19 protein-coding genes are annotated in these 18,194 nt (G+C 72.5%); 14 read left to right on the top strand and 5 right to left on the bottom strand.

The window, feature by feature from the left end; all coding sequences use genetic code 11:
• The first annotated feature begins 67 nt into the window (after nt 1-67).
• Together AC5677_RS08060 and AC5677_RS08055 are read left to right on the top strand one after the other, a co-directional pair.
• Nucleotides 68-349 carry a DUF1876 domain-containing protein gene (locus AC5677_RS08060; RefSeq protein WP_497194322.1) on the top strand — a complete coding sequence of 94 codons (282 nt, stop codon included), beginning with the start codon at nt 68-70 and terminating at the stop codon, nt 347-349.
• 262 nt (nt 350-611) lie between these two features.
• Complete coding sequence (locus tag AC5677_RS08055; RefSeq protein WP_497194321.1) at nt 612-980, top strand: SH3 domain-containing protein; 369 nt, start codon at nt 612-614, stop codon at nt 978-980.
• An 8-nt stretch (nt 981-988) separates the two neighbouring features.
• Here the strand turns inward: AC5677_RS08055 and AC5677_RS08050 are convergent, their stop codons facing one another.
• The 3 genes from AC5677_RS08050 to AC5677_RS08040 form a co-directional block, all read right to left on the bottom strand.
• Nucleotides 989-1,693: a gamma-glutamyl-gamma-aminobutyrate hydrolase family protein gene (locus AC5677_RS08050; protein WP_497194320.1), complete on the bottom strand. Its 705-nt coding sequence runs from the start codon at nt 1,691-1,693 to the stop codon at nt 989-991.
• A 36-nt stretch (nt 1,694-1,729) separates the two neighbouring features.
• Nucleotides 1,730-3,199 carry an ethanolamine permease gene (gene eat / locus AC5677_RS08045; RefSeq protein WP_497194319.1) on the bottom strand — a complete coding sequence of 490 codons (1,470 nt, stop codon included), beginning with the start codon at nt 3,197-3,199 and terminating at the stop codon, nt 1,730-1,732.
• 102 nt (nt 3,200-3,301) lie between these two features.
• Nucleotides 3,302-4,051, bottom strand: a complete 750-nt coding sequence (locus AC5677_RS08040; protein WP_497194318.1) for a FadR/GntR family transcriptional regulator — start codon at nt 4,049-4,051, stop codon at nt 3,302-3,304.
• A 73-nt stretch (nt 4,052-4,124) separates the two neighbouring features.
• On the opposite strand from AC5677_RS08040, the gene AC5677_RS08035 reads away from it, so the two are divergent.
• The 4 genes from AC5677_RS08035 (at nt 4,125) to AC5677_RS08020 (ending at nt 9,080) form a co-directional block, all read left to right on the top strand.
• Entirely contained in the window at nt 4,125-5,492 is a 1,368-nt protein-coding gene (locus tag AC5677_RS08035; protein ID WP_497194317.1) for a glutamine synthetase family protein, read from the top strand.
• A gap of 11 nt (nt 5,493-5,503) precedes the next feature.
• Nucleotides 5,504-6,898 carry an aldehyde dehydrogenase family protein gene (locus tag AC5677_RS08030; RefSeq protein WP_497194316.1) on the top strand — a complete coding sequence of 465 codons (1,395 nt, stop codon included), beginning with the start codon at nt 5,504-5,506 and terminating at the stop codon, nt 6,896-6,898.
• Nucleotides 6,895-7,695, top strand: a complete 801-nt coding sequence (locus tag AC5677_RS08025) for a 3-oxoacyl-ACP reductase (RefSeq protein WP_497194315.1) — start codon at nt 6,895-6,897, stop codon at nt 7,693-7,695. Before AC5677_RS08030 ends, AC5677_RS08025 begins: the two co-directional genes overlap by 4 nt.
• A gap of 113 nt (nt 7,696-7,808) precedes the next feature.
• The gene (locus AC5677_RS08020) at nt 7,809-9,080 is read left to right on the top strand and encodes a haloacid dehalogenase-like hydrolase (protein ID WP_497194314.1); all 1,272 of its coding nucleotides are present in this window, start codon (nt 7,809-7,811) and stop codon (nt 9,078-9,080) included.
• A 43-nt stretch (nt 9,081-9,123) separates the two neighbouring features.
• On the opposite strand, the gene AC5677_RS08015 is transcribed toward AC5677_RS08020, so the two are convergent.
• A complete protein-coding gene (locus AC5677_RS08015) occupies nt 9,124-10,428 on the bottom strand; it encodes an amino acid deaminase/aldolase (RefSeq protein WP_497194313.1) in 1,305 nt (434 codons plus the stop codon).
• Nucleotides 10,429-10,629: 201 nt separating this feature from the next.
• Between AC5677_RS08015 and AC5677_RS08010 the strand changes: the two genes are divergently transcribed.
• The 4 genes from AC5677_RS08010 (at nt 10,630) to AC5677_RS07995 (ending at nt 14,822) form a co-directional block, all read left to right on the top strand.
• Nucleotides 10,630-12,015: a hypothetical protein gene (locus AC5677_RS08010; protein ID WP_497194312.1), complete on the top strand. Its 1,386-nt coding sequence runs from the start codon at nt 10,630-10,632 to the stop codon at nt 12,013-12,015.
• The gene (gene mycP, locus AC5677_RS08005) at nt 12,012-13,175 is read left to right on the top strand and encodes a type VII secretion-associated serine protease mycosin (RefSeq protein ID WP_497194311.1); all 1,164 of its coding nucleotides are present in this window, start codon (nt 12,012-12,014) and stop codon (nt 13,173-13,175) included. Before AC5677_RS08010 ends, mycP begins: the two co-directional genes overlap by 4 nt.
• Nucleotides 13,176-13,241: 66 nt before the next feature.
• Entirely contained in the window at nt 13,242-13,973 is a 732-nt protein-coding gene (locus AC5677_RS08000) for an SseB family protein (protein ID WP_497194310.1), read from the top strand.
• A gap of 99 nt (nt 13,974-14,072) precedes the next feature.
• Nucleotides 14,073-14,822, top strand: coding sequence for an MIP family channel protein (locus AC5677_RS07995; RefSeq protein WP_497194309.1), 750 nt, complete (start codon nt 14,073-14,075; stop codon nt 14,820-14,822).
• A 91-nt stretch (nt 14,823-14,913) separates the two neighbouring features.
• Here AC5677_RS07995 and AC5677_RS07990 read toward each other — a convergent pair whose 3' ends face one another.
• Entirely contained in the window at nt 14,914-15,315 is a 402-nt protein-coding gene (locus AC5677_RS07990) for a DUF1844 domain-containing protein (protein WP_497194308.1), read from the bottom strand.
• Between the two features lie 334 nt (nt 15,316-15,649).
• On the opposite strand from AC5677_RS07990, the gene infC reads away from it, so the two are divergent.
• The 4 genes from infC to AC5677_RS07970 all read left to right on the top strand — a co-directional run bounded on the left by infC (nt 15,650) and on the right by AC5677_RS07970 (nt 18,151).
• A complete protein-coding gene (gene infC, locus AC5677_RS07985) occupies nt 15,650-16,363 on the top strand; it encodes a translation initiation factor IF-3 (protein WP_388268032.1) in 714 nt (237 codons plus the stop codon).
• Nucleotides 16,364-16,486: 123 nt separating this feature from the next.
• Nucleotides 16,487-16,681: a 50S ribosomal protein L35 gene (gene rpmI / locus AC5677_RS07980; protein ID WP_006607578.1), complete on the top strand. Its 195-nt coding sequence runs from the start codon at nt 16,487-16,489 to the stop codon at nt 16,679-16,681.
• 107 nt (nt 16,682-16,788) lie between these two features.
• A complete protein-coding gene (rplT, locus tag AC5677_RS07975; RefSeq protein ID WP_393541208.1) occupies nt 16,789-17,172 on the top strand; it encodes a 50S ribosomal protein L20 in 384 nt (127 codons plus the stop codon).
• Between the two features lie 124 nt (nt 17,173-17,296).
• Nucleotides 17,297-18,151: a TrmH family RNA methyltransferase gene (locus AC5677_RS07970; RefSeq protein ID WP_497194307.1), complete on the top strand. Its 855-nt coding sequence runs from the start codon at nt 17,297-17,299 to the stop codon at nt 18,149-18,151.
• Nucleotides 18,152-18,194 lie beyond the last annotated feature (43 nt).

The raw sequence follows: 18,194 nt of genomic DNA, 5'->3' as shown, positions 1-18,194 counted from the left end.
GCGCCACATCGTGCGCGGATGCGGGACCTGACGCACTCTGGTAACAGCGGCTCCGGAGGTGATCGTCATGATGAAGATGCAGACCGCTGTCGGATGGCATGTGGAGCTGGAATTCGAGGAGGACCATCACCGCACGCGCGCGGCGGCGCTCGTACGGCTCCCGGACGGGAGCGAGGTGCGGTCCCATGGATACGCCAGCCGTCATCCCGCCGATTCGGATCAGCCGAGGGTCGGCGAGGAGGTCGCGGGGGCCAGGGCGCTCAACGACCTGGCGATGAAACTGCTGACCAAGGCGCACGACGAGATCGACGCGGCGTCCGGCCGGGCGTCGTATCCGCTGACGCACTGACCGGTCGGCCGACCGGTCGGCCGACCCCACGGCGGACTGAACCGAAGAGCCGAACGTCCGGCCGATCACCACCCGGCCGGTCCGCCAACCGCTGCCCGGCGGCGCCCAACCTCCCGCGGGCGGCGGCCGGTTGAGCCGTGCGGGCCTTCCCGCGGGTGCGGCAATCTCGTTGATCACCTCCCCCCGTCTCGCTAGTGTGTGCGAACGGCCGGTGTGCTCCCATACGCCCGCCGGCACCACATGCAAGGGGGAACCACCACACATGAGGCTCAAGTTCATCGCGCCCGCCCTCGCCTCGGCGGCCCTGATCGGCACCGCCATGACCAGCGGGGTCGCCACGGCCAGTACGCCCGGGACGCCGCACACCGCCGCCGCGGCCGCCACGTCCGCGCCGGCCTCCTGCGTCCGGGCCGAGGCGCAGGAGAGCGTGAAGATCCGCACGGAGAAGAAGGTGAGCGCCACCGCGCTCGGACTCTTCCCCAAGGGCAAGACCGCCTGCATCGTCGGCGGCCTTGCCTCGAAGGGCGGCTCGTACAACCTGTGCGGGCACAAGGACAACACCTGGCTCAAGATCTCTTACGCGGGCAACCGCGGCTGGATCCCGTACTTCTGCGGGTCGAGGGAAGTCTGAGCCGCCGGTTACGCCGCCGGGGACGTCCCACGCGCCGCCGCCACCAGCGCGTCCATGACGCGCGGGTCGTCCCCGGCCTCCGGGTGCCACTGCACGGCCAGTGCGAAGCCGTGCGCGGCCGGCAGCTCCAGGGCCTCCACGGTGCCGTCCTCCGCGTACGCCGAGACCACCAGTTCCCGGCCGAGCCGGTCCACCGCCTGGTGGTGGTAGGTCGGCACGGACACCGGCTCGGGCAGCGTCGCGTCGAGCAGGGTGCCGGCCACGGGCTTGATGTCGTGGCGGTCGAAGACCCCGGGCGGGCCCGCATGGCCGTCGAGATGCTGGACGAGCGTGCCGCCCAGCGCCACATTCAGCAGCTGAAGTCCCCGGCAGATGCCCAGCAGCGGGAGCCGGGCCGCCAACGCGGCCTCGATCAGGGCCAGTTCCCAGGCGTCCCGGTCCAGTGCGGGCGGGCCGGTCCTGGGGTGCGGCTCGGCCCCGTACCGCGCGGGCTGGACATCCGCGCCGCCGGCGATCACCAGCCCGTCCAGCCGCGCGACGGTCGCCGCGGCGGTGTCGGGGTCGCCGGGCGGCAGCAGCGCCGGGAGCCCGCCCGCGCGCTGGACGAGCCGGGGGTATCCGGCGGGCACCAGCGCGGCGGGCAGCGTCCAGACCCCCCACCGGGCCTCTTCCTGGTAGGTGCTGATGCCGATGAGGGGCTGGGGCTGGGACATCGGGACGTCCTCCGTAGACGGTGTGCGGGGATGGATTCAGTCGCGGGTGAGTTCGGCCTCGGCGGCCGCCAGCGCGGCGAACTCCTCCTCGGGAGCCGCGGCCACCAGGCGGTGCCGGGAGTAGAAGGCGAAGTAGGCCAGCGCCACGACGTACACGCCGAGCGCGATGAAGGCGGCGTCCTTGTCGACCAGGAACGTCGCCACCAGCGCCGAGAGGGCCAGGACGAAGGCGAGGGACGAGGTCAGCATGCCACCAGGGGTGCGGTACGGGCGGTGCAGACCGGGCTCGCGGCGGCGCAGCACCATATGGGAGAGGGCCATCAGGGCGTAGGAGATGGTGGCGCCGAAGACGGCGACGTTCAGCATCCGGGCGCCGTCCCCGGTGGCCGCGGCGAGCGCGAAGCCCAGTGCGCCCGGTACGAGCAGCCCCAGGTAGGGAGCCTTGCGGCGGCTGGTCAGGGACAGGAAGCGGGGGAGGTAGCCGGCCCGGGAGAGGGCGAACAGCTGCCGCGACCCGGCGAAGATCAGCGAGAAGAAGGACGCCACCAGCCCGGCCAGGCCCGCGTAGTTGACGATCCGGCTCACCGTCGTCGGCGTACCGTGCGGCTGCAGCGCCTGCACCAGCGGATCGCCCGCGGACTGGATGGCGGCCGAACCGCGCGCCCCGGTGGCGGCGACGAAGGTGATCAGCGCGAGCAGCAGCAGAATGCCCATCGCGGCGGCCATCGCCCTGGGCAGCGACCGCGCCGGGTCCTTGGTCTCCTCGGCGGCCAGCGGTACGCCCTCGACGCCGAGGAAGAACCACATCCCGAAGGGGAAGGCCGCCCAGATCCCCAGAACGCCGAACGGCAGCCAGGAGTTGGCGCCGAAGGCACCGGCCTTGACGGGGATGTCGTTGAGCGCGTCCACATGGAAATCGGTGAGCGCGGCGAGCGCGAAGACGACGAGTGCGGCGACCGCGACGGCGGTGACGATCAGGCTGAAGCGCAGCGCCTCGCCCACGCCCCACAGATGGATGCCGATGAAGATCACGAAGCAGGCGAGATAGACCGGCCAGCTGGAGTGCAGGCCGAAGAGGCCGAGGGATTCGACGTAGTCGCCGATGAAGATGGAGATCGCGGCGGGCGCGAGGACGTATTCGATGAGGATCGCGGTGCCGGTGAGGAAGCCGCCCCAGGTCCCCAGGGCACGCCGGGCGAAGCCGTAGCCGCCGCCCGCGGTCGGCAGGATCGACGCCAGCTCGGCCAGCGCGAAGACCAGACACGTGTACATCAGGCCCATCAGGACGGCGGCGATCGCCAGGCCGCCGAAGCCGCCCTGGGCCAGGCCGTTGTTCCAGCCGGAGAAGTCGCCGGAGACGACATAGGCGACGCCCAGGCCGGTCAGCAGCAGCGGCCCCGCGCTGCCGCGGCGCAGGGTTCGCCGTTCCAGATAGGCCTCGTCCAACGAGGCGGCGCCCGGGGCCGTGGGGGGCGGTGCGGACTGCGAAGTGGTGCTGTCGGCCATGAGCCGCTCCTGCCTTGCCGAGGGGAGAATCGTGCAAAGGTTCAGCGGCATACCTTTGCTCTCCGCACGGCGACAGCGCAAGACCTCCGGGTAAAAGACTGGTTAACGCGGGGCCCCGGGCCGCGCCGACGGGTCGGTGAGGAATCCGCGCAGCAGGGCCGCGGTCCCGCAGCAGTGCTCACGCATCACCTCGCGCGCACCGTCCGCATCGCCCTCCAAAATCGCCTCCACCAGCGCGGCGTGCTGGGTCTGGGAGTGCTCCAGGTTCCGTACCAGCAGCGGGATGCAGTCCAGGAGGTCGTTCACACCCGCCCGTACGGCCGCGTACTGGGCGGCCAGCGACGGCGAACCGGACAGCTCCGCCAGCGTCAGATGGAGCAGGGTGTCGTGCCGGCGGTAGTCCGCGAGCGGGGCGTCCTGGGTCGCCGCCAGCGCCGCGCGCAGCCGGTCGGCCCCCTCGTCAGTGAGCCCATGGGCCGCACAGAGCCCTGCCGCGCCGACCTCCAGCACCTCCCGGAAGCGCAGGGTGTCCTCGACGTCGATCTTCTCGATCCGGCGCCGCAGCTCCGGCTCGCCGGGACTCTTCGTGCGCGTCCGGACGAAGGTGCCGCCATAGCGCCCGCGCCGGCTCTCCACCAGGCCCTCGTCCTGAAGCACCTTCAGCACCTCGCGCAGGGTGACCCGGCTGATCTGCAGCCGTTCCGCCAACTCCCGCTCCGCGGGCAGCCGTTCGCCCTGGGGCACCAGTCCGAGCCGGACGATCTGGAGTATCTGCTCCAGCGCCTCCTCGAAACCGTTGCCCGCCCGCACCGGCCGCAGCACGGGGGACAGTCGATCCGCCGCACCGTCCATCGGAACCCCTTCCCAATCAATGGTCCGTGTGCCTACCTTATGACTTCCGGATGCAGTGACAGGAGGCAATACCGTGGCAGACCGCACGCCCCCGCTCTCCGTCGAGGAGCTCAGAGTCCTTGTCGATGCCGGCGAGATCGACACCGTCGTCCTCGCCTTCACCGATATGCAGGGCAGGCTCCAGGGCAAGCGGTTCGCCGCCCGCTACTTCCTCGACACCGTTCTCGACCACGGCACGGAGGGCTGCAACTACCTCCTCGCCGTCGACGTCGACCTCAACACCGTCGACGGTTACGAGATGTCCTCCTGGGAACGCGGCTACGGCGACTTCGCCATGCACGGCGACACCGCCACCCTGCGCCGCACCCCCTGGAACCCCGGCACCGCGCTGATCACCGCCGATCTCGCCTGGCACGACGGCTCCCCGGTCGTCGCCTCGCCCCGGCAGATCCTGCGCCGCCAGCTCGACCGGCTCGCCGAGCACGGCTGGAGCGCGTACGCCGGCACCGAGCTGGAGTTCATGCTCTTCAAGGACAGCTACGAGGACGCCTGGACGCGCGGCTACCGCCAGATGACGCCCGCCAACCAGTGGAACGGCGACTACTCCGTCCTGGGCACCGGCCGCGTCGAGCCCGTACTGCGCCGCATCCGCAACGAAATGGGCGCGGCCGGCATGACCGTCGAGTCCGCCAAGGGCGAATGCAACCTCGGCCAGCACGAGATCGTGTTCGTCTACGACGAGGCGCTCACCACCTGCGACCAGCACACCATCTACAAGACCGGCGCCAAGGAGATCGCCGCCCAGGAGGGCATGGCGCTCACCTTCATGGCCAAGTACGACGAGCGCGAGGGCAACTCCTGCCATATCCACCTCTCGCTCCAGGACGAGCAGGGCCTGCCGGTGCTGGCCGACGACGACGGCCCGTACGGCATGTCGACGACCATGCGGCACTTCCTCGCCGGCCAGATCGCCGCCATGCGTGACTTCACGCTCTTCTACGCCCCCAACATCAACTCCTACAAGCGCTTCCGCCCCGGCTCCTTCGCGCCCACCGCCGTCGCCTGGGGCCCGGACAACCGCACCTGCGCCCTGCGGGTCGTCGGCCACGGCCGCGGCCACCGCCTGGAGAACCGCCTGCCCGGCGGCGATGTGAACCCCTACCTCGCGGTCGCCGCCATGGTCGCGGCCGGTCTGTACGGCATAGAGAACGAGCTGGAACTCCCCGAGGCGACCACCGGCAACGCCTACGACGGCGACGCCGCGCACGTCCCCACCACCCTGCGCGAGGCCGCCGACCTGTGGGAGGCCAGCCCGATCGCCCGTGCCGCCTTCGGGGACGACGTCGTCGAGCACTACCGCCACATGGCCCGCGTCGAGCAGGACGCCTACGACGCCGCCGTCACGGACTGGGAGCGCTTCCGCTCCTTCGAGCGCATGTAAGGAACACGACCGTGACCAATGGTCTGCACGAACTGAACATCCTCAACCCGGCCACCGAGGAAGTGGTGGCCACCGTCCCCACCACCTCGCCCGCCGAGGTCGACGCCGCCGTCCGCCGGGCCGCCGCCGCCCAGGAGGCCTGGGCCGCCGTCGCCCCCGGCGACCGCGCCCGCATCCTGCGCCGCTTCGCCGACGTCGTCGACGCCCACATCCCGCAGCTCGCCGAACTGGAGCTGACCGAGGCGGGCCACCCCCTGGGCAACGCCCAATGGGAGGCGGGCAACGTCCGCGATCTGCTGCACTACGCCGCCGGGGGAGTGGAGCGCCTGACCGGCACCCAGATCCCCGTCGCGGGCGGCCTGAACATCACCGTCCAGGAGCCGCTCGGCGTCGTCGCCGTCATCGCCCCCTGGAACTTCCCGATGCCGATCGCCGCCTGGGGCACCGCCCCCGCGCTCGCGGCCGGCAACGCCGTCCTCCTCAAGCCCGCCGAGACCACCCCGCTCACCGCGCTCAGGCTCGCCGAACTCGCCCTGGAGGCCGGGCTCCCCGAGCACCTCTTCCAGGTCCTGCCCGGCGAGGGCCCGGTCACCGGCACCGCGCTGGTCGACCACCCCGGCGTCGCCAAGGTCGTCTTCACCGGCTCCACCGCCACCGGCCGCCAGATCGCCGCCCGCTGCGCCGAGCAGACCAAACGGCTGACCCTGGAACTCGGCGGCAAGAGCCCCAACATCATCTTCGCCGACGCCGACCTCGAGGCCGCCGCGGCCGCCACCCCCGGGTCCTTCCTCGACAACACCGGCCAGGACTGCTGCGCCCGCAGCCGCATCCTCGTCCAGCGCTCGGTCTACGACCGCTACATGGAGCTGCTGGAGCCCGCCGTCCAGGCGTTCACCGTCGGCGACCCGGCCGACCCGGCGACGCAGATGGGCCCGCTGATCTCCGCCGCCCAGCGCGAGCGGGTGCGCTCCTTCGTCCCCGAGGACGCCCCGGCCGCCATCCGCGGCGAGGCCCCCGCCGGCAAGGGCTTCTGGTACCCGGCCACCGTCCTGGAGGGGCGCCCCGGGGACCGTACGGCGGTCGAGGAGATCTTCGGCCCGGTCGCCGTCGTCCTGCCCTTCGAGGACGAGGCCGACGCGGTACGGCTCGCCAACGCCACCGACTACGGCCTCTCCGGCTCCCTGTGGACCCGCGACGTCGGCCGCGCCCTGCGCGTCTCGCGCGCCGTCGCCGCGGGCAACCTCTCCGTCAACTCCCACAGCAGCGTGCGCTACTGGACCCCCTTCGGCGGGTTCAAGCAGTCCGGACTCGGCCGTGAGCTGGGCCCGGACGCGCTCAAGGCCTTCACCGAAACAAAGAACATCTTCATCAGCACCGAGCCCAGCACAACCGAGGAGAGCAAGTGACCGACCAGACCGCAGTGTGCCGCCGCCTCGTCGGCCGTACCGCCGTGATCACCGGAGCCGGCAGCGGCATCGGCCTGGCCACCGCCCGCCGACTGGCCTCCGAAGGCGCCAACGTCGTCTGTGCCGACATCGACGAGGTGGCCGGAAAGGCCGCCGCCGAAGAGGTCGGCGGCACCTTCGTCCAGGTCGACGTGACCGACGACGAGCAGGTCGAGGCGCTCTACCGGACCGCCTTCGACACCTACGGCTCGGTCGACATCACCTTCAACAACGCCGGTATCTCGCCGCCCGACGACGACTCCATCCTCACCACCGGCCTGGACGCCTGGAAGCGCGTCCAGGAGGTCAACCTCACCTCGGTCTACCTCTGCTGCAAGCACGCCCTGCCCTACATGCAGCGCCAGTTCGAGCAGACCGGCCGCGGCGGCTCCATCATCAACACCGCCTCCTTCGTGGCCGTGATGGGCGCCGCCACCTCCCAGATCAGCTACACCGCCTCCAAGGGCGGCGTGCTGGCCATGTCCCGCGAGCTGGGCGTGCAGTTCGCCCGCGAGGGCATCCGGGTCAACGCCCTGTGCCCCGGGCCGGTCAACACCCCGCTGCTCAAGGAACTGTTCGCGAAGGACCCCGAGCGCGCCGCGCGCCGCCTCGTCCACGTCCCGGTCGGCCGGTTCGCCGAGCCCGAGGAGATCGCGTCCGCCGTCGCCTTCCTCGCCAGCGACGACTCCTCGTTCGTCAACGCCGCCGAATTCCTCGTCGACGGCGGCATCGCGGGCGCGTACGTCACCCCCGTGTAAGCGCTCGCCGTTCCCCTCCGGGGACGCGCCATGGCAGCCGGGCCGTCGCACGACGCCCGGCCGCCGTGCGTGCGCGTCCGTCTTCTCTTCCTCGACCGACAGGAGTGCGATCCATGACCGACAAGCGTCGCCGGCTGGCAGCGGGTGTCGCCGCCCTCGCGGTCGTAGGAGGCGGCATCGCGATCAGCCAGATATCCACCACGGAGCCGCCCCCGCGCCGGTGCCCCACCCTCCAGGTCTCCAAGGGCTGGTACGGCGAGAACCGCGCCAAGCTGCAGAAGCTGATCGACACGCGCGGCAACTGCTCCGCATCCGCCGGCGCCAGGCCCGTCGCGACCTTCGACTGGGACAACACCGTCGTCAAGAACGACATCTCCGACGCCACGCTGGCCTGGATGCTCCGGCACGACAAGGTGCTCCGGCCCGCCGGCTGGAAGGCCACCAACAAGTGGCTGACCGACGACGCCGACCGCGCGCTCACCAAGGCCTGCGGCACGTCCGTACGCCCCGGCAGCCCGCTGCCCACGTCCACCGACACCGACTGCACCGACGAGATCCTCGACATCTACCAGGACGAGAAGACCTCCGACGGCAAAACCGCGTTCGCGGGGGAGTGGAACCACCGCCGCACGGTGCCCGCCTACGTCTGGATCACCCAGCTCTTCGGCGGCCGCACCCCGGAAGCGCTGACCGCGCTCGCCCGCCAGGCGCGCACCGAGAGCCTTGCCGCCCCGATCGGCGCGGAGCAGAAGGTCGGCACGCACACCGTGCCCGGCTATGTGCGCTACTACGACCAGCAGCGCGACCTCATCCGCACGCTCCAGAAGGCCGGTTTCGACGTCTACATCGTCTCGGCCTCCGCCGAACCGGTCGTACGCGCCTGGGCGCCCGGAGTGGGCATCGACCGCGACCACGTCATCGGCATCCGCAACACCGTCCGCGACGGCCGGCTCACCAACGGCGTCCAGGGCTGCGGCGACGTCAAGGACACCCACGGCGAGGTCCTGACGTACATGGACGGCAAGCGCTGCTGGATCAACCAGGAGATCTACCACGTCAAGGGCGCCGAGGCCTGGAAGCAGCAGGACCCGGCGCACCGCCCAGCCCTCGCCGCGGGCGACGCCGAAACCGACGTCACCTTCGTCGGCGACGCGACCGGGGTGCATCTGGCCCTCAACCGCAACAAGACCGAACTCACCTGCCGCGCCTACGACAACAGCGACGGCCGCTGGCTCGTCAACCCGATGTTCATAGAGCCGGAGAAGCGCCAGGCCGCTCCCTACCCCTGCTCGACCGCCGGTTACGTCCGGCCGGACGGCAGCCTCGCCCCGCTCCACCGCCCCGACGGTTCGGTGATCCCGGACCAGAAGGACAAGGTGTACTGAGCGACCGGGCCACGACACGGCCACGACCGGGGGCCGCACCGGGTCACAGGAAGGTGCGGCCCTCGCCCCGGTACGTCGGTACCGTCCCCACCACCCGGTCCCCGTCGATCAGATGCAGCTGCGCGAACCGCTCGCACAGCTCACCGGCCTTCGCGTGCCGGAACCACACCTTGTCGCCGATCGCCAGCCCGTCCGCGGCCGCCCCCAGCAGCGGCGTCTGCACCTCGCCGGGCCCCTCCTGCGGGTCGTAGCGCAGCCCCGCGGGCAGATACGGCTCCGGCAGCCGGTCCGCGCCCGCCACCCCCGACGCCGGATAGCCGCCACCCAGCACCGTGACGACGCCCGGACCGGGCCGGCGCACCACCGGCTGGGCGAACAGCGCCGCCGGATGCCCGCTGAACGAACGGAAGTTGTCGAACAGCCGCGGCACATACAGCCCCGACCCGGCCGCGACCTCGGTGACCGCCGCCTCCGCCGCCGTGTGCTGCACACTGCCGGTCCCGCCGCCGTTGACGAACTCCAGCCGCGGCGCCACCGCCCGCACCGCCCGTACGGCCTCCCAGCGCCGCTGCGCCAGCTCCTTGCGCGCCGCCGCCTGCATCACCCGGATCGCCCGGGAGAACACCGGCTTCCCGGCGACCTCGTCGCCCACCCCCGCCACATGCCCCTCGTATGCCATCAGCCCCACCAGCCGGAACCCGGGGCGGCGCGCCACCACCCGGGCCAGCGCGCCCAGTTGGGCGGGTGTCCGCAGCGGCGACCGCCGCGCGCCGACCCGCACCTTCCCGCCCATCACCCGGTACGAGGTGTCCAGCTCCAGGCAGACCCGGACCTCCTCGCCCGAGCCGCCGGCCGGCCGGGCCGCATCGATCAGATCCAGCTGCACCGGATCGTCGACCATCACCGTCACCGCGGCCGCCGCCTCGGGATCGGCGGTCAGCTCGGCGAAGCCCGCCCGGTCCGCCGACGGATACGCCAGCAGCACGTCCAAGAACCCCGAACGCGCCAGCCACAGCGACTCGTCCAGCGTGAAACTCATGATCCCCGCGAAACCGTCCCGCGCCAGCACCCGCTCCAACAGGGCCCGGCAGCGCACCGACTTGCTCGCCACCCGGATCGGCTTGCCCTGTGCGCGGCGCACCAGATCGGCGGCGTTGGCGTCGAAGGCCTGCAGATCGACGACGGCCAGCGGGGCGTCGAGGTGCGCGGTGGCCCGGTCGATCGGGCCACCGCCCGCGAGCCGGGGTACCCCCGGTGCGCCGTCGTGCGGAGCCGAGGGCTCCAGGGACGAGCGGAGCGCTCGGGGAAGGGCTGTGTCGCCGGACGCGTCGGCGGTGTACTGGGCCATGGCGGCAGCCTGCCAGAGACGGCTACCACTGGGTAGGGGGAGAGTTCGCGACAGAGTGGACACAGGTTGGAGCGGCGGCGGCACCAGCCCGTACAGTGTCCGCACGCGGCAACCGGCAGGTCAGCGGCGTGATGTCCGGATACGAGCAACCCTGCCCCGATTGCGGATCGAGGCCGGGCAGCGGCGCAAGGGGGAGCGCGGGTGGGTACCGACGCCGACTGCGCGAACACGCAGCAGCACACCCCTCCCATACCCCCGCAGCCCCCGCAACGTCCCGCACCCGCCGCGCCCTCCGTCCCGCCCGCCCGCCCCACCCCCGACGAGGACCCGCAGACCACCGTCCTGCGCCCGGTACCCGCCGGCCCCACCGTCCCGCCACCGGCCGCGCCGCCCGCCGGCCCGATGCCCCCCACGGCCCCACCGCGCCCCGCGACCCCGCCGCCCGCGCCGCCCCGCCCCCGTACGCAGCCGCCCGCGCCGCCGCGCCCCGCGACCCCGCCGCCCGCCGCCGCACCGCAGCCGCCGCCCAGCCCGGCCCAAGGGCCCGCCGCACCCGCCCCGGCGCCCCCGACGGGCCGCCCCACGTCCTTCCGCGACACCGCCGCCTTCCACCTCGCCAACAGCGAAGGCCTGTGGAACGCCGGCTCCGACGGCGCGAACGGCGCCGCGCCCGCCGCCCCCGAGGCCGCCGCCGCGACACCCTCCGCCGCGCCCGGCGGCCGTCCGCCCGCCGCCCCCTGGCCGGGAACTCCCCTTCCGCGCCAGGGAGTCGGACCGTACGCGGGCGCCCCGGCCGCACCGGCCGCGCCGCTGACCGGGCCCCGCCGCTCCCGCCGGCGCCGCCTCGCCATCGCCGCCTGCCTCGTCCTCGGCACCGGCCTCATCGGCGGTGCGGCGGCCGGGAGTTGGCTCACCGAAGGGCCCGACGCGCCCCCGACGCCCCAGGCCAGCTTCGCCAAGGGCCGCGACGTCTGGCGCAACACCCCCGTCGACCGGCTCTTCCCGCGCACCCTCGACGGCCTGGGCGTCGGCCCCGGCGGCTCCGACCGGCGCTGGACCCGGATCGCCGTGGCCCCCGACAGCACCTGCGCCAAGGGCCTCGACCCGGCGCTGGCCAAGACGCTCGCCCCGGTGGGCTGCGCCCGCCTGCTGCGCGCCACCTACACCGACGCCACCCGCTCCAGCGTCATCACCGTCGGCGCCCTGACCGCCAAGGCCGACGCCCCCGGCATGCTCGCGATGAACTCCCGCTTCAGCACCAGGAATCTGGCCGCCCGCACCACCATGATGCCGCTGCCGTACGCCGCCCAGGGCACCCCGGCCGCGCACTTCGGGCCCGCTCAGCGGGCGAGCTGGACCGTCCGGATCCTCACCGACATCCCGGTCGTCGTCTATGCCGTCTCCGGTTTCGCCGACGGCCGCACCGTCACCGATCCGCAGCCCGCCGAGGCCGCGGTCCGGCCCGGCACCACCACCGCCCCCGCCGAGTCCGGCCTCGGCCACGACGCGAAGAACCTCGCGGACCGCATCGAGGCCATCTTCCGCAAGGAGTCGGGGATTTCCGGGCAGAACACGGAGGATCCGTGAGCCGCAAGCACCCGCTGCGCGCCGCCGCCGTCGCCTGCGCCGCCGCGCTGGCCGTGCTGCCCGCCCCGCCCGCGCAGGCCGACACCGTCCGCGCCCAGGAGTGGGGCCTGCAGGCGATGCACGCCCAGCAGGCCTGGCGGACGACCAAGGGCGCGGGCATCACCGTCGCCGTCCTGGACACCGGCGTGGACGCGAATCAGCCCGACCTCAAGGGCCAGGTGCTGCCGGAGAAGGACCTGGTCGGCTTCGGCGCCGGTCCCGGCGATGAGGCCTGGGCCGATCACGGCACCGGCATGGCCAGCGTCATCGCAGGTCACGGCCATGGCGCGGGCCGCCAGGACGGCGTCCTCGGCATCGCCCCGGAAGCCCGGATCCTGCCCGTCCGGGTGATCCTCGAGGACGACGACCCGCAGCGTGAACGGGCCCGTACGGAGAAGGCCGGCGCCCTCGCCGACGGCATCCGCTGGGCCGCCGACCACGGCGCCGACGTGATCAACATGAGCCTCGGCGACGACAGCGAGACCGCGCACCCCGAGCCGCGCGAGGACGCCGCCATCCAGTACGCCCTCGGCAAGGGCATCCCCGTCGTCGCCTCCGCGGGCAACGACGGCCGCAAGGGCGACCACATCTCCTACCCCGCGGCCTACCCGGGCGTCATCGCCGTCACCGCCGTCAACCAGGCGCGCGAGCGGAGCGAGTTCTCCACCCGCCACTGGTACGCCACGGTCTGCGCGCCCGGCGACACCATCATCATGTCCAACCCCGACCGCACCTACTACAACGGCAGCGGCACCAGCCCCGCCGCCGCGCTGGTCTCCGGTGCCATCGCCCTGATCCGCGCCGAACACCCCGGCCTGAGCCCGGCCCAGATCAGGGACCTGCTCGTCGCCACCGCCCAGGACACCCCCGAGGGCGGCCGGAACGACGACTTCGGCGCCGGCCTCGTGGACGCGGCCGCCGCCCTCGAACGGGCCGCCACCCTCAAGCCGGCCCCCCAGAAGCCGCGCCCCGTCGCCTACCCCCACCGCTACTTCGGCCCCGGCCCGGCCCCCGCACCGGACGACACCACCCCCACCGCCTGGCTCCCGTGGACGGCCGGCGCCCTCGGCGTGGCACTCCTGGCAGCCGGAATCCTCCTCTGGCGACGCCGCACCGGCTGACCGCACCCCCCACCGCGGCGCCGCACCGGGCACCGTGGGAAAAACCCGAGCCAGTAGGCTCGTGCGGTGCACAAGAACATCCCGGACCCCGGCTTCTCCGACGACGACGGCTCCGCCGACCCGGCCCTCGCCGAGGCCCTGGCGGCCTACGACAGGGACCGGACCACGGAGGGCGCCCTCCTGTCGGCGCTGGCGGGCGCGCGCGTCCTCGTCCCCGTGGTGGCCGTACTGGGAGAGGTCGAGACCGGCCCCGACGGCCTCCGCCGCGAGAAGACCAGCGATATGGCCGTCCCCACGCTGCAGGCCCCCGACGGCCGCCGCGCCCTCCCCGCCTTCACCTCCATGGAGACCCTCCAGCGCTGGCGCGCCGACGCCCGCCCGGTGGCGGTCCCGATGCGGCAGGCCCTGCTCGCCGCCTCCCACGAGAAGGCCGACACCGTCGTCGTCGATCTCGCCGGCCCGGTCACCTACCAGCTCACCGGTGCCGCCCTGCGGGCCCTGGCCGAGGGCCGCGAGAGCGCCGACCCGCTGGCCGACCCTGCCGTCACCGACGCCCTGCGCGCGCTGCTCGCCGCCGAGCCGGCCGTCCTCGTCGCCCATCTCGCACCCTCCGACGAGACCGACGCGACCCTCGCCCTGGGCCTCGCCCCCGATGCGCCCACCGCCGAGGTCGCCCAGCGCCTGGCGCGCGCCCTGGCCACCGACGACGTGCTGCGCGCGCGGCTGGTCAAGGGCCTTGACCTGGCCCTTCTGCCGCCGGGCGGACAGCGGCCGCAGGAAGCCCTGTTCCGCCGCTGACCTCGCGCGGGGCTCCTGACGCGGTCTCCTCGCCAACGCGCGCGTTCGGCTCCCCGCCCGCACTATGGGATGAGCTCAAGATCCACGCGAGGAGAGCTCATGGAGACCACCGAGACCCGCATCGTCGTATCCGAATTCCTCGGCACGCTGCTCCTGGTGTTCTTCGCCGTCGGCGCTGCCGTGCTGGCGGGCGAATACATCGGCACCTTCGGCATCGCCCTGGCCTTCGGCTTCACCATGCTGGCACTGGCCTACGCGCTCGGCCCGATCTCGGGCTGCCACATCAACCCCGCCGTGACGCTCGGCATGCTGCTGGCCCACCGCATCTCCCTCCACCGGGCAATCTCGTACTGGATCGCCCAGGTGCTCGGCGCCATCGTCGGCGCCGCCCTGCTCTTCCTGGTCGCCAAGCAGGTACCGGGCCTCAAGACGCACGACGCGTTCGGCACCAACGGCTGGGGCGACCGCTCGGCGGTGCACCTCAACCTCGGCGGCACGTTCGTCGCCGAGATCGTGATGACGTTCCTGTTCGTCTTCGTCGTGCTCTCGGTCACGCACCGGGTGGCCGTGACCGGCTTCGGCGGTCTGGCGCTCGGTCTGGCGCTGGGCACCGTCCACCTCATCGGCATCCCGCTGGACGGCACCTCCGTCAACCCCGCCCGAAGCATCGGCCCGGCCCTGTTCGCGGGCGGCGCCGCCATCACCCAGCTGTGGCTGTTCATCGTCGCCCCGCTGATCGGCGGCGCGCTGGCGGCCGTGGTGCACCAGATCACCCATCCGCCGAACGAACCGCGGCTCATCGCCGACGAGGAGATCACCGGCGACCCCGAGTCCGGCGAGCGGGTCTGAGCGCGCGACCGCTTCGTACCACGGCTCGGCAGACGAACGGCGAAGGGCCCCGGCCGTGGCGGCCGGGGCCCTTCGCCGCACGCGTTCCGGCTCAGCCGTACACGGGCCCGGTGAACTTCTCCCCGGGGCCCTGGCCCGGCTCGTCCGGTACGAGCGAGGCCTCACGGAAGGCCAGCTGCAGCGACTTCAGGCCGTCCCGCAGCGGCGCCGCGTGGTACGAGCCGATCTCGGTGGCGCTGGCCGTGACCAGCCCCGCCAGCGCCTGGATGAGCTTGCGCGCCTCGTCGAGGTCCTTGTGCGCCTCGCCCTCCTCGGCCAGTCCGAGGTTGACCGCCGCCGAACTCATCAGATGCACCGCGACCGTGGTGATCACCTCGACCGCCGGCACCTCCGCGATGTCACGGGTCATGTCCTCGAAGCCGGGGTTCGACGGCTCGGCTGCGTGCGCCGCGCCGGACGGCTGCTCCGGCTGCTGCGGGGTCTGGTCACTCATGTCCTGGGGCTTCACTTCCTGCTGAGGGGTCGCCTCCAGCCTATGGCCCGCCCCGCGGGACGCCGCGCCCGGGAGCGTCCGCCCGCGCGCGGGGCCGGTCGGCCACGTGTCGGCCCGGCACACAAGTGGGTGTCACTCCTTGACTCGTGTATTCTGGTGTGAACGACCGGCCGGACACGCATGTGACCGGCCCACAAGTGGAGGCTCCGATCTCCCACCCGCACCGACCTCAGGGTTGGCGGGTCAACGGTCTGGCTGCGCCCCGCGGAGACTTCGCGGCGGTGTTCCTGATCCTTTCCGGAGCCCCGCCTGTGTCCCGTCCGGGGCATTTTTCATGTACCGGCGCGGTTGGTCACACCGAAACAGACGTTACGCGGCAGTCCGCCAGGCCGTCGCGTGGTGCTACCGAGGAGGATCCATCAGCGCCGAGCCCCGCATCAACGACCGGATTCGCGTCCCTGAGGTGCGACTCGTCGGTCCCAGTGGCGAGCAGGTAGGCATTGTCCCGCTTGCCAAGGCACTGGAGCTTGCACAGGAGTACGACCTCGACCTCGTCGAGGTGGCGGCCAACGCCCGTCCTCCGGTCTGCAAGCTCATGGACTACGGCAAGTTCAAGTACGAGTCGGCAATGAAGGCCCGTGAGGCGCGCAAGAACCAGGCGCACACGGTCATCAAGGAGATGAAGCTCCGGCCGAAGATCGACCCGCACGACTACGACACCAAGAAGGGTCACGTCGTCCGGTTCCTCAAGCAGGGTGACAAGGTCAAGATCACGATCATGTTCCGTGGTCGCGAGCAGTCCCGTCCGGAGCTCGGCTTCCGGCTGCTGCAGCGGCTCGCGGAGGACGTCCAGGAGCTCGGCTTCATCGAGTCGAACCCCAAGCAGGACGGCCGGAACATGATCATGGTCCTCGGTCCGCACAAGAAGAAGACCGAGGCGATGGCCGAAGCCCGCGAGGCGCAGGCCGCCCGCAAGGCGGAGCGCCAGGGTGGAGCTCCCGCGGAGCAGTCCGTGGAGGAGCCCGCCGGGGAACCCGCCGAGGCGTGATTCGCGGGCGTGCGCCCCGGATGCATGCCGGGGTACCCGCCCCGGACACAACCGATTACATCTGACGCTCCCGCGGGCCGGTCCGTGCCGGTGGGAGCGCCACTGACGAGGAGAGTACGGCGCATGCCGAAGAACAAGACGCACAGCGGTGCCAGCAAGCGCTTCAAGATCACTGGCTCCGGCAAGGTGCTGCGCGAGCGCGCAGGCAAGCGCCATCTGCTCGAGCACAAGTCGTCCCGTGTGACGCGTCGCCTCACCGGCAACGCCGAGATGGCCCCGGGCGACGCCGCGAAGATCAAGAAGCTTCTCGGCAAGTGAGTCCGGGGCGCCCCGCCGACGGCGAGGGCGCGCCAGGACCAGGACCGGGACCCAATCGAACCGGGCCGTGTGACGACAACCACGGCCCCGCTACAAGGAGTTAACAAGTGGCACGCGTCAAGCGGGCAGTCAACGCCCACAAGAAGCGCCGGGCGATCCTGGAGCAGGCCAGCGGTTACCGTGGCCAGCGCTCCCGCCTCTACCGCAAGGCGAAGGAGCAGGTCACCCACTCGTTCGTCTACAACTACAACGACCGCAAGAAGCGCAAGGGCGACTTCCGTCAGCTGTGGATCCAGCGCATCAACGCCGCTGCCCGCGCCAACGGCATGACGTACAACCGCTTCATCCAGGGTCTGAAGGCCGCCAACGTCGAGGTGGACCGCAAGATCCTGGCCGACCTCGCGGTGACGGACGCCAACGCGTTCGCCGCGCTCGTCGAGGTCGCCCAGAAGGCGCTTCCGAGCGACGTCAACGCCCCGAAGGCCGCCTGAACTTCGGCCTGACGACGTTGTGACGCGGACCCGCAGGCCCCGGCCTGCGGGTCCGCCGCATTTCCGGTCCCGGGACGCCAGGGTCCCGGACCCCGCACCGAACGAAAGAAGCGAGCCGCCGCCCATGGGCACCCCCGAGCTGATCTCCCCGCGTTCCCCGCGTGTCTCCGCCGCCCGGCGGCTGGCCCGCCGCGCCTTCCGCGGCAAGGAGCGCCGGTTCATCGCCGAGGGCCCGCAGGCCGTACGGGAGGCCATCGCGCACCGCTCGGACGGTGAGCCCACGCTCATCGAGCTGTTCGCCACCGTCGAGGCCGCCGAGCGGCACGCCGAGATCGTCGAGGCCGCCCGCGCGGCCGGGGTACGGGTGCACTTCGCCGACGACCGGACCGTCGCCGACATCTCCCAGACCGTCACCCCGCAGGGCCTGCTGGGCGTCTGCCGCTTCCTCGACTCGCCGTTCGAGGACATCCTCGCCGCACGCCCCCAGCTGATCGCGGTGCTCGCCAACGTCCGCGACCCCGGCAACGCCGGTACGGTCCTGCGCTGCGCCGACGCGGCGGGCGCCGACGCGGTCGTGCTGACCGACGCCTCGGTGGACCTCTACAACCCCAAGTCCGTCCGCGCGTCGGTCGGTTCGCTCTTCCACCTGCCGGTCGCGGTCGGCGTCCCCGTCGAGCGCGTGGTGGGCGGCCTCCAGGGCGCCGGGGTGCGGATCCTGGCCGCCGACGGCGCGGGGGAGTGCGACCTGGACGCCGAGCTCGACGCCGGCTCCATGGGCGGCCCCACCGCCTGGGTCTTCGGCAACGAGGCCTGGGGGCTGCCGGAGGAGACCCGGGCCCTGGCGGACGCCGTCGTACGGGTCCCCATCCACGGCCGGGCCGAGAGCCTCAACCTCGCCACGGCCGCCGCGGTCTGCCTCTACGCCTCCGCGCGCGCCCAGCGCACGGCCGGAGGTTGCCGCTCCGGATCACCCGCCTGAGGGGTGTCCGGCGGATCTCCTGGCACATCCGACCCGAGCTAGT

The sequence above is a fragment of the Streptomyces sp. JLSY215 genome (genome assembly GCF_059682825.1).
The sequence above is the reverse complement of the archived record's forward strand: the minus strand, read 5'-3'. Positions and strand labels throughout refer to the sequence as shown.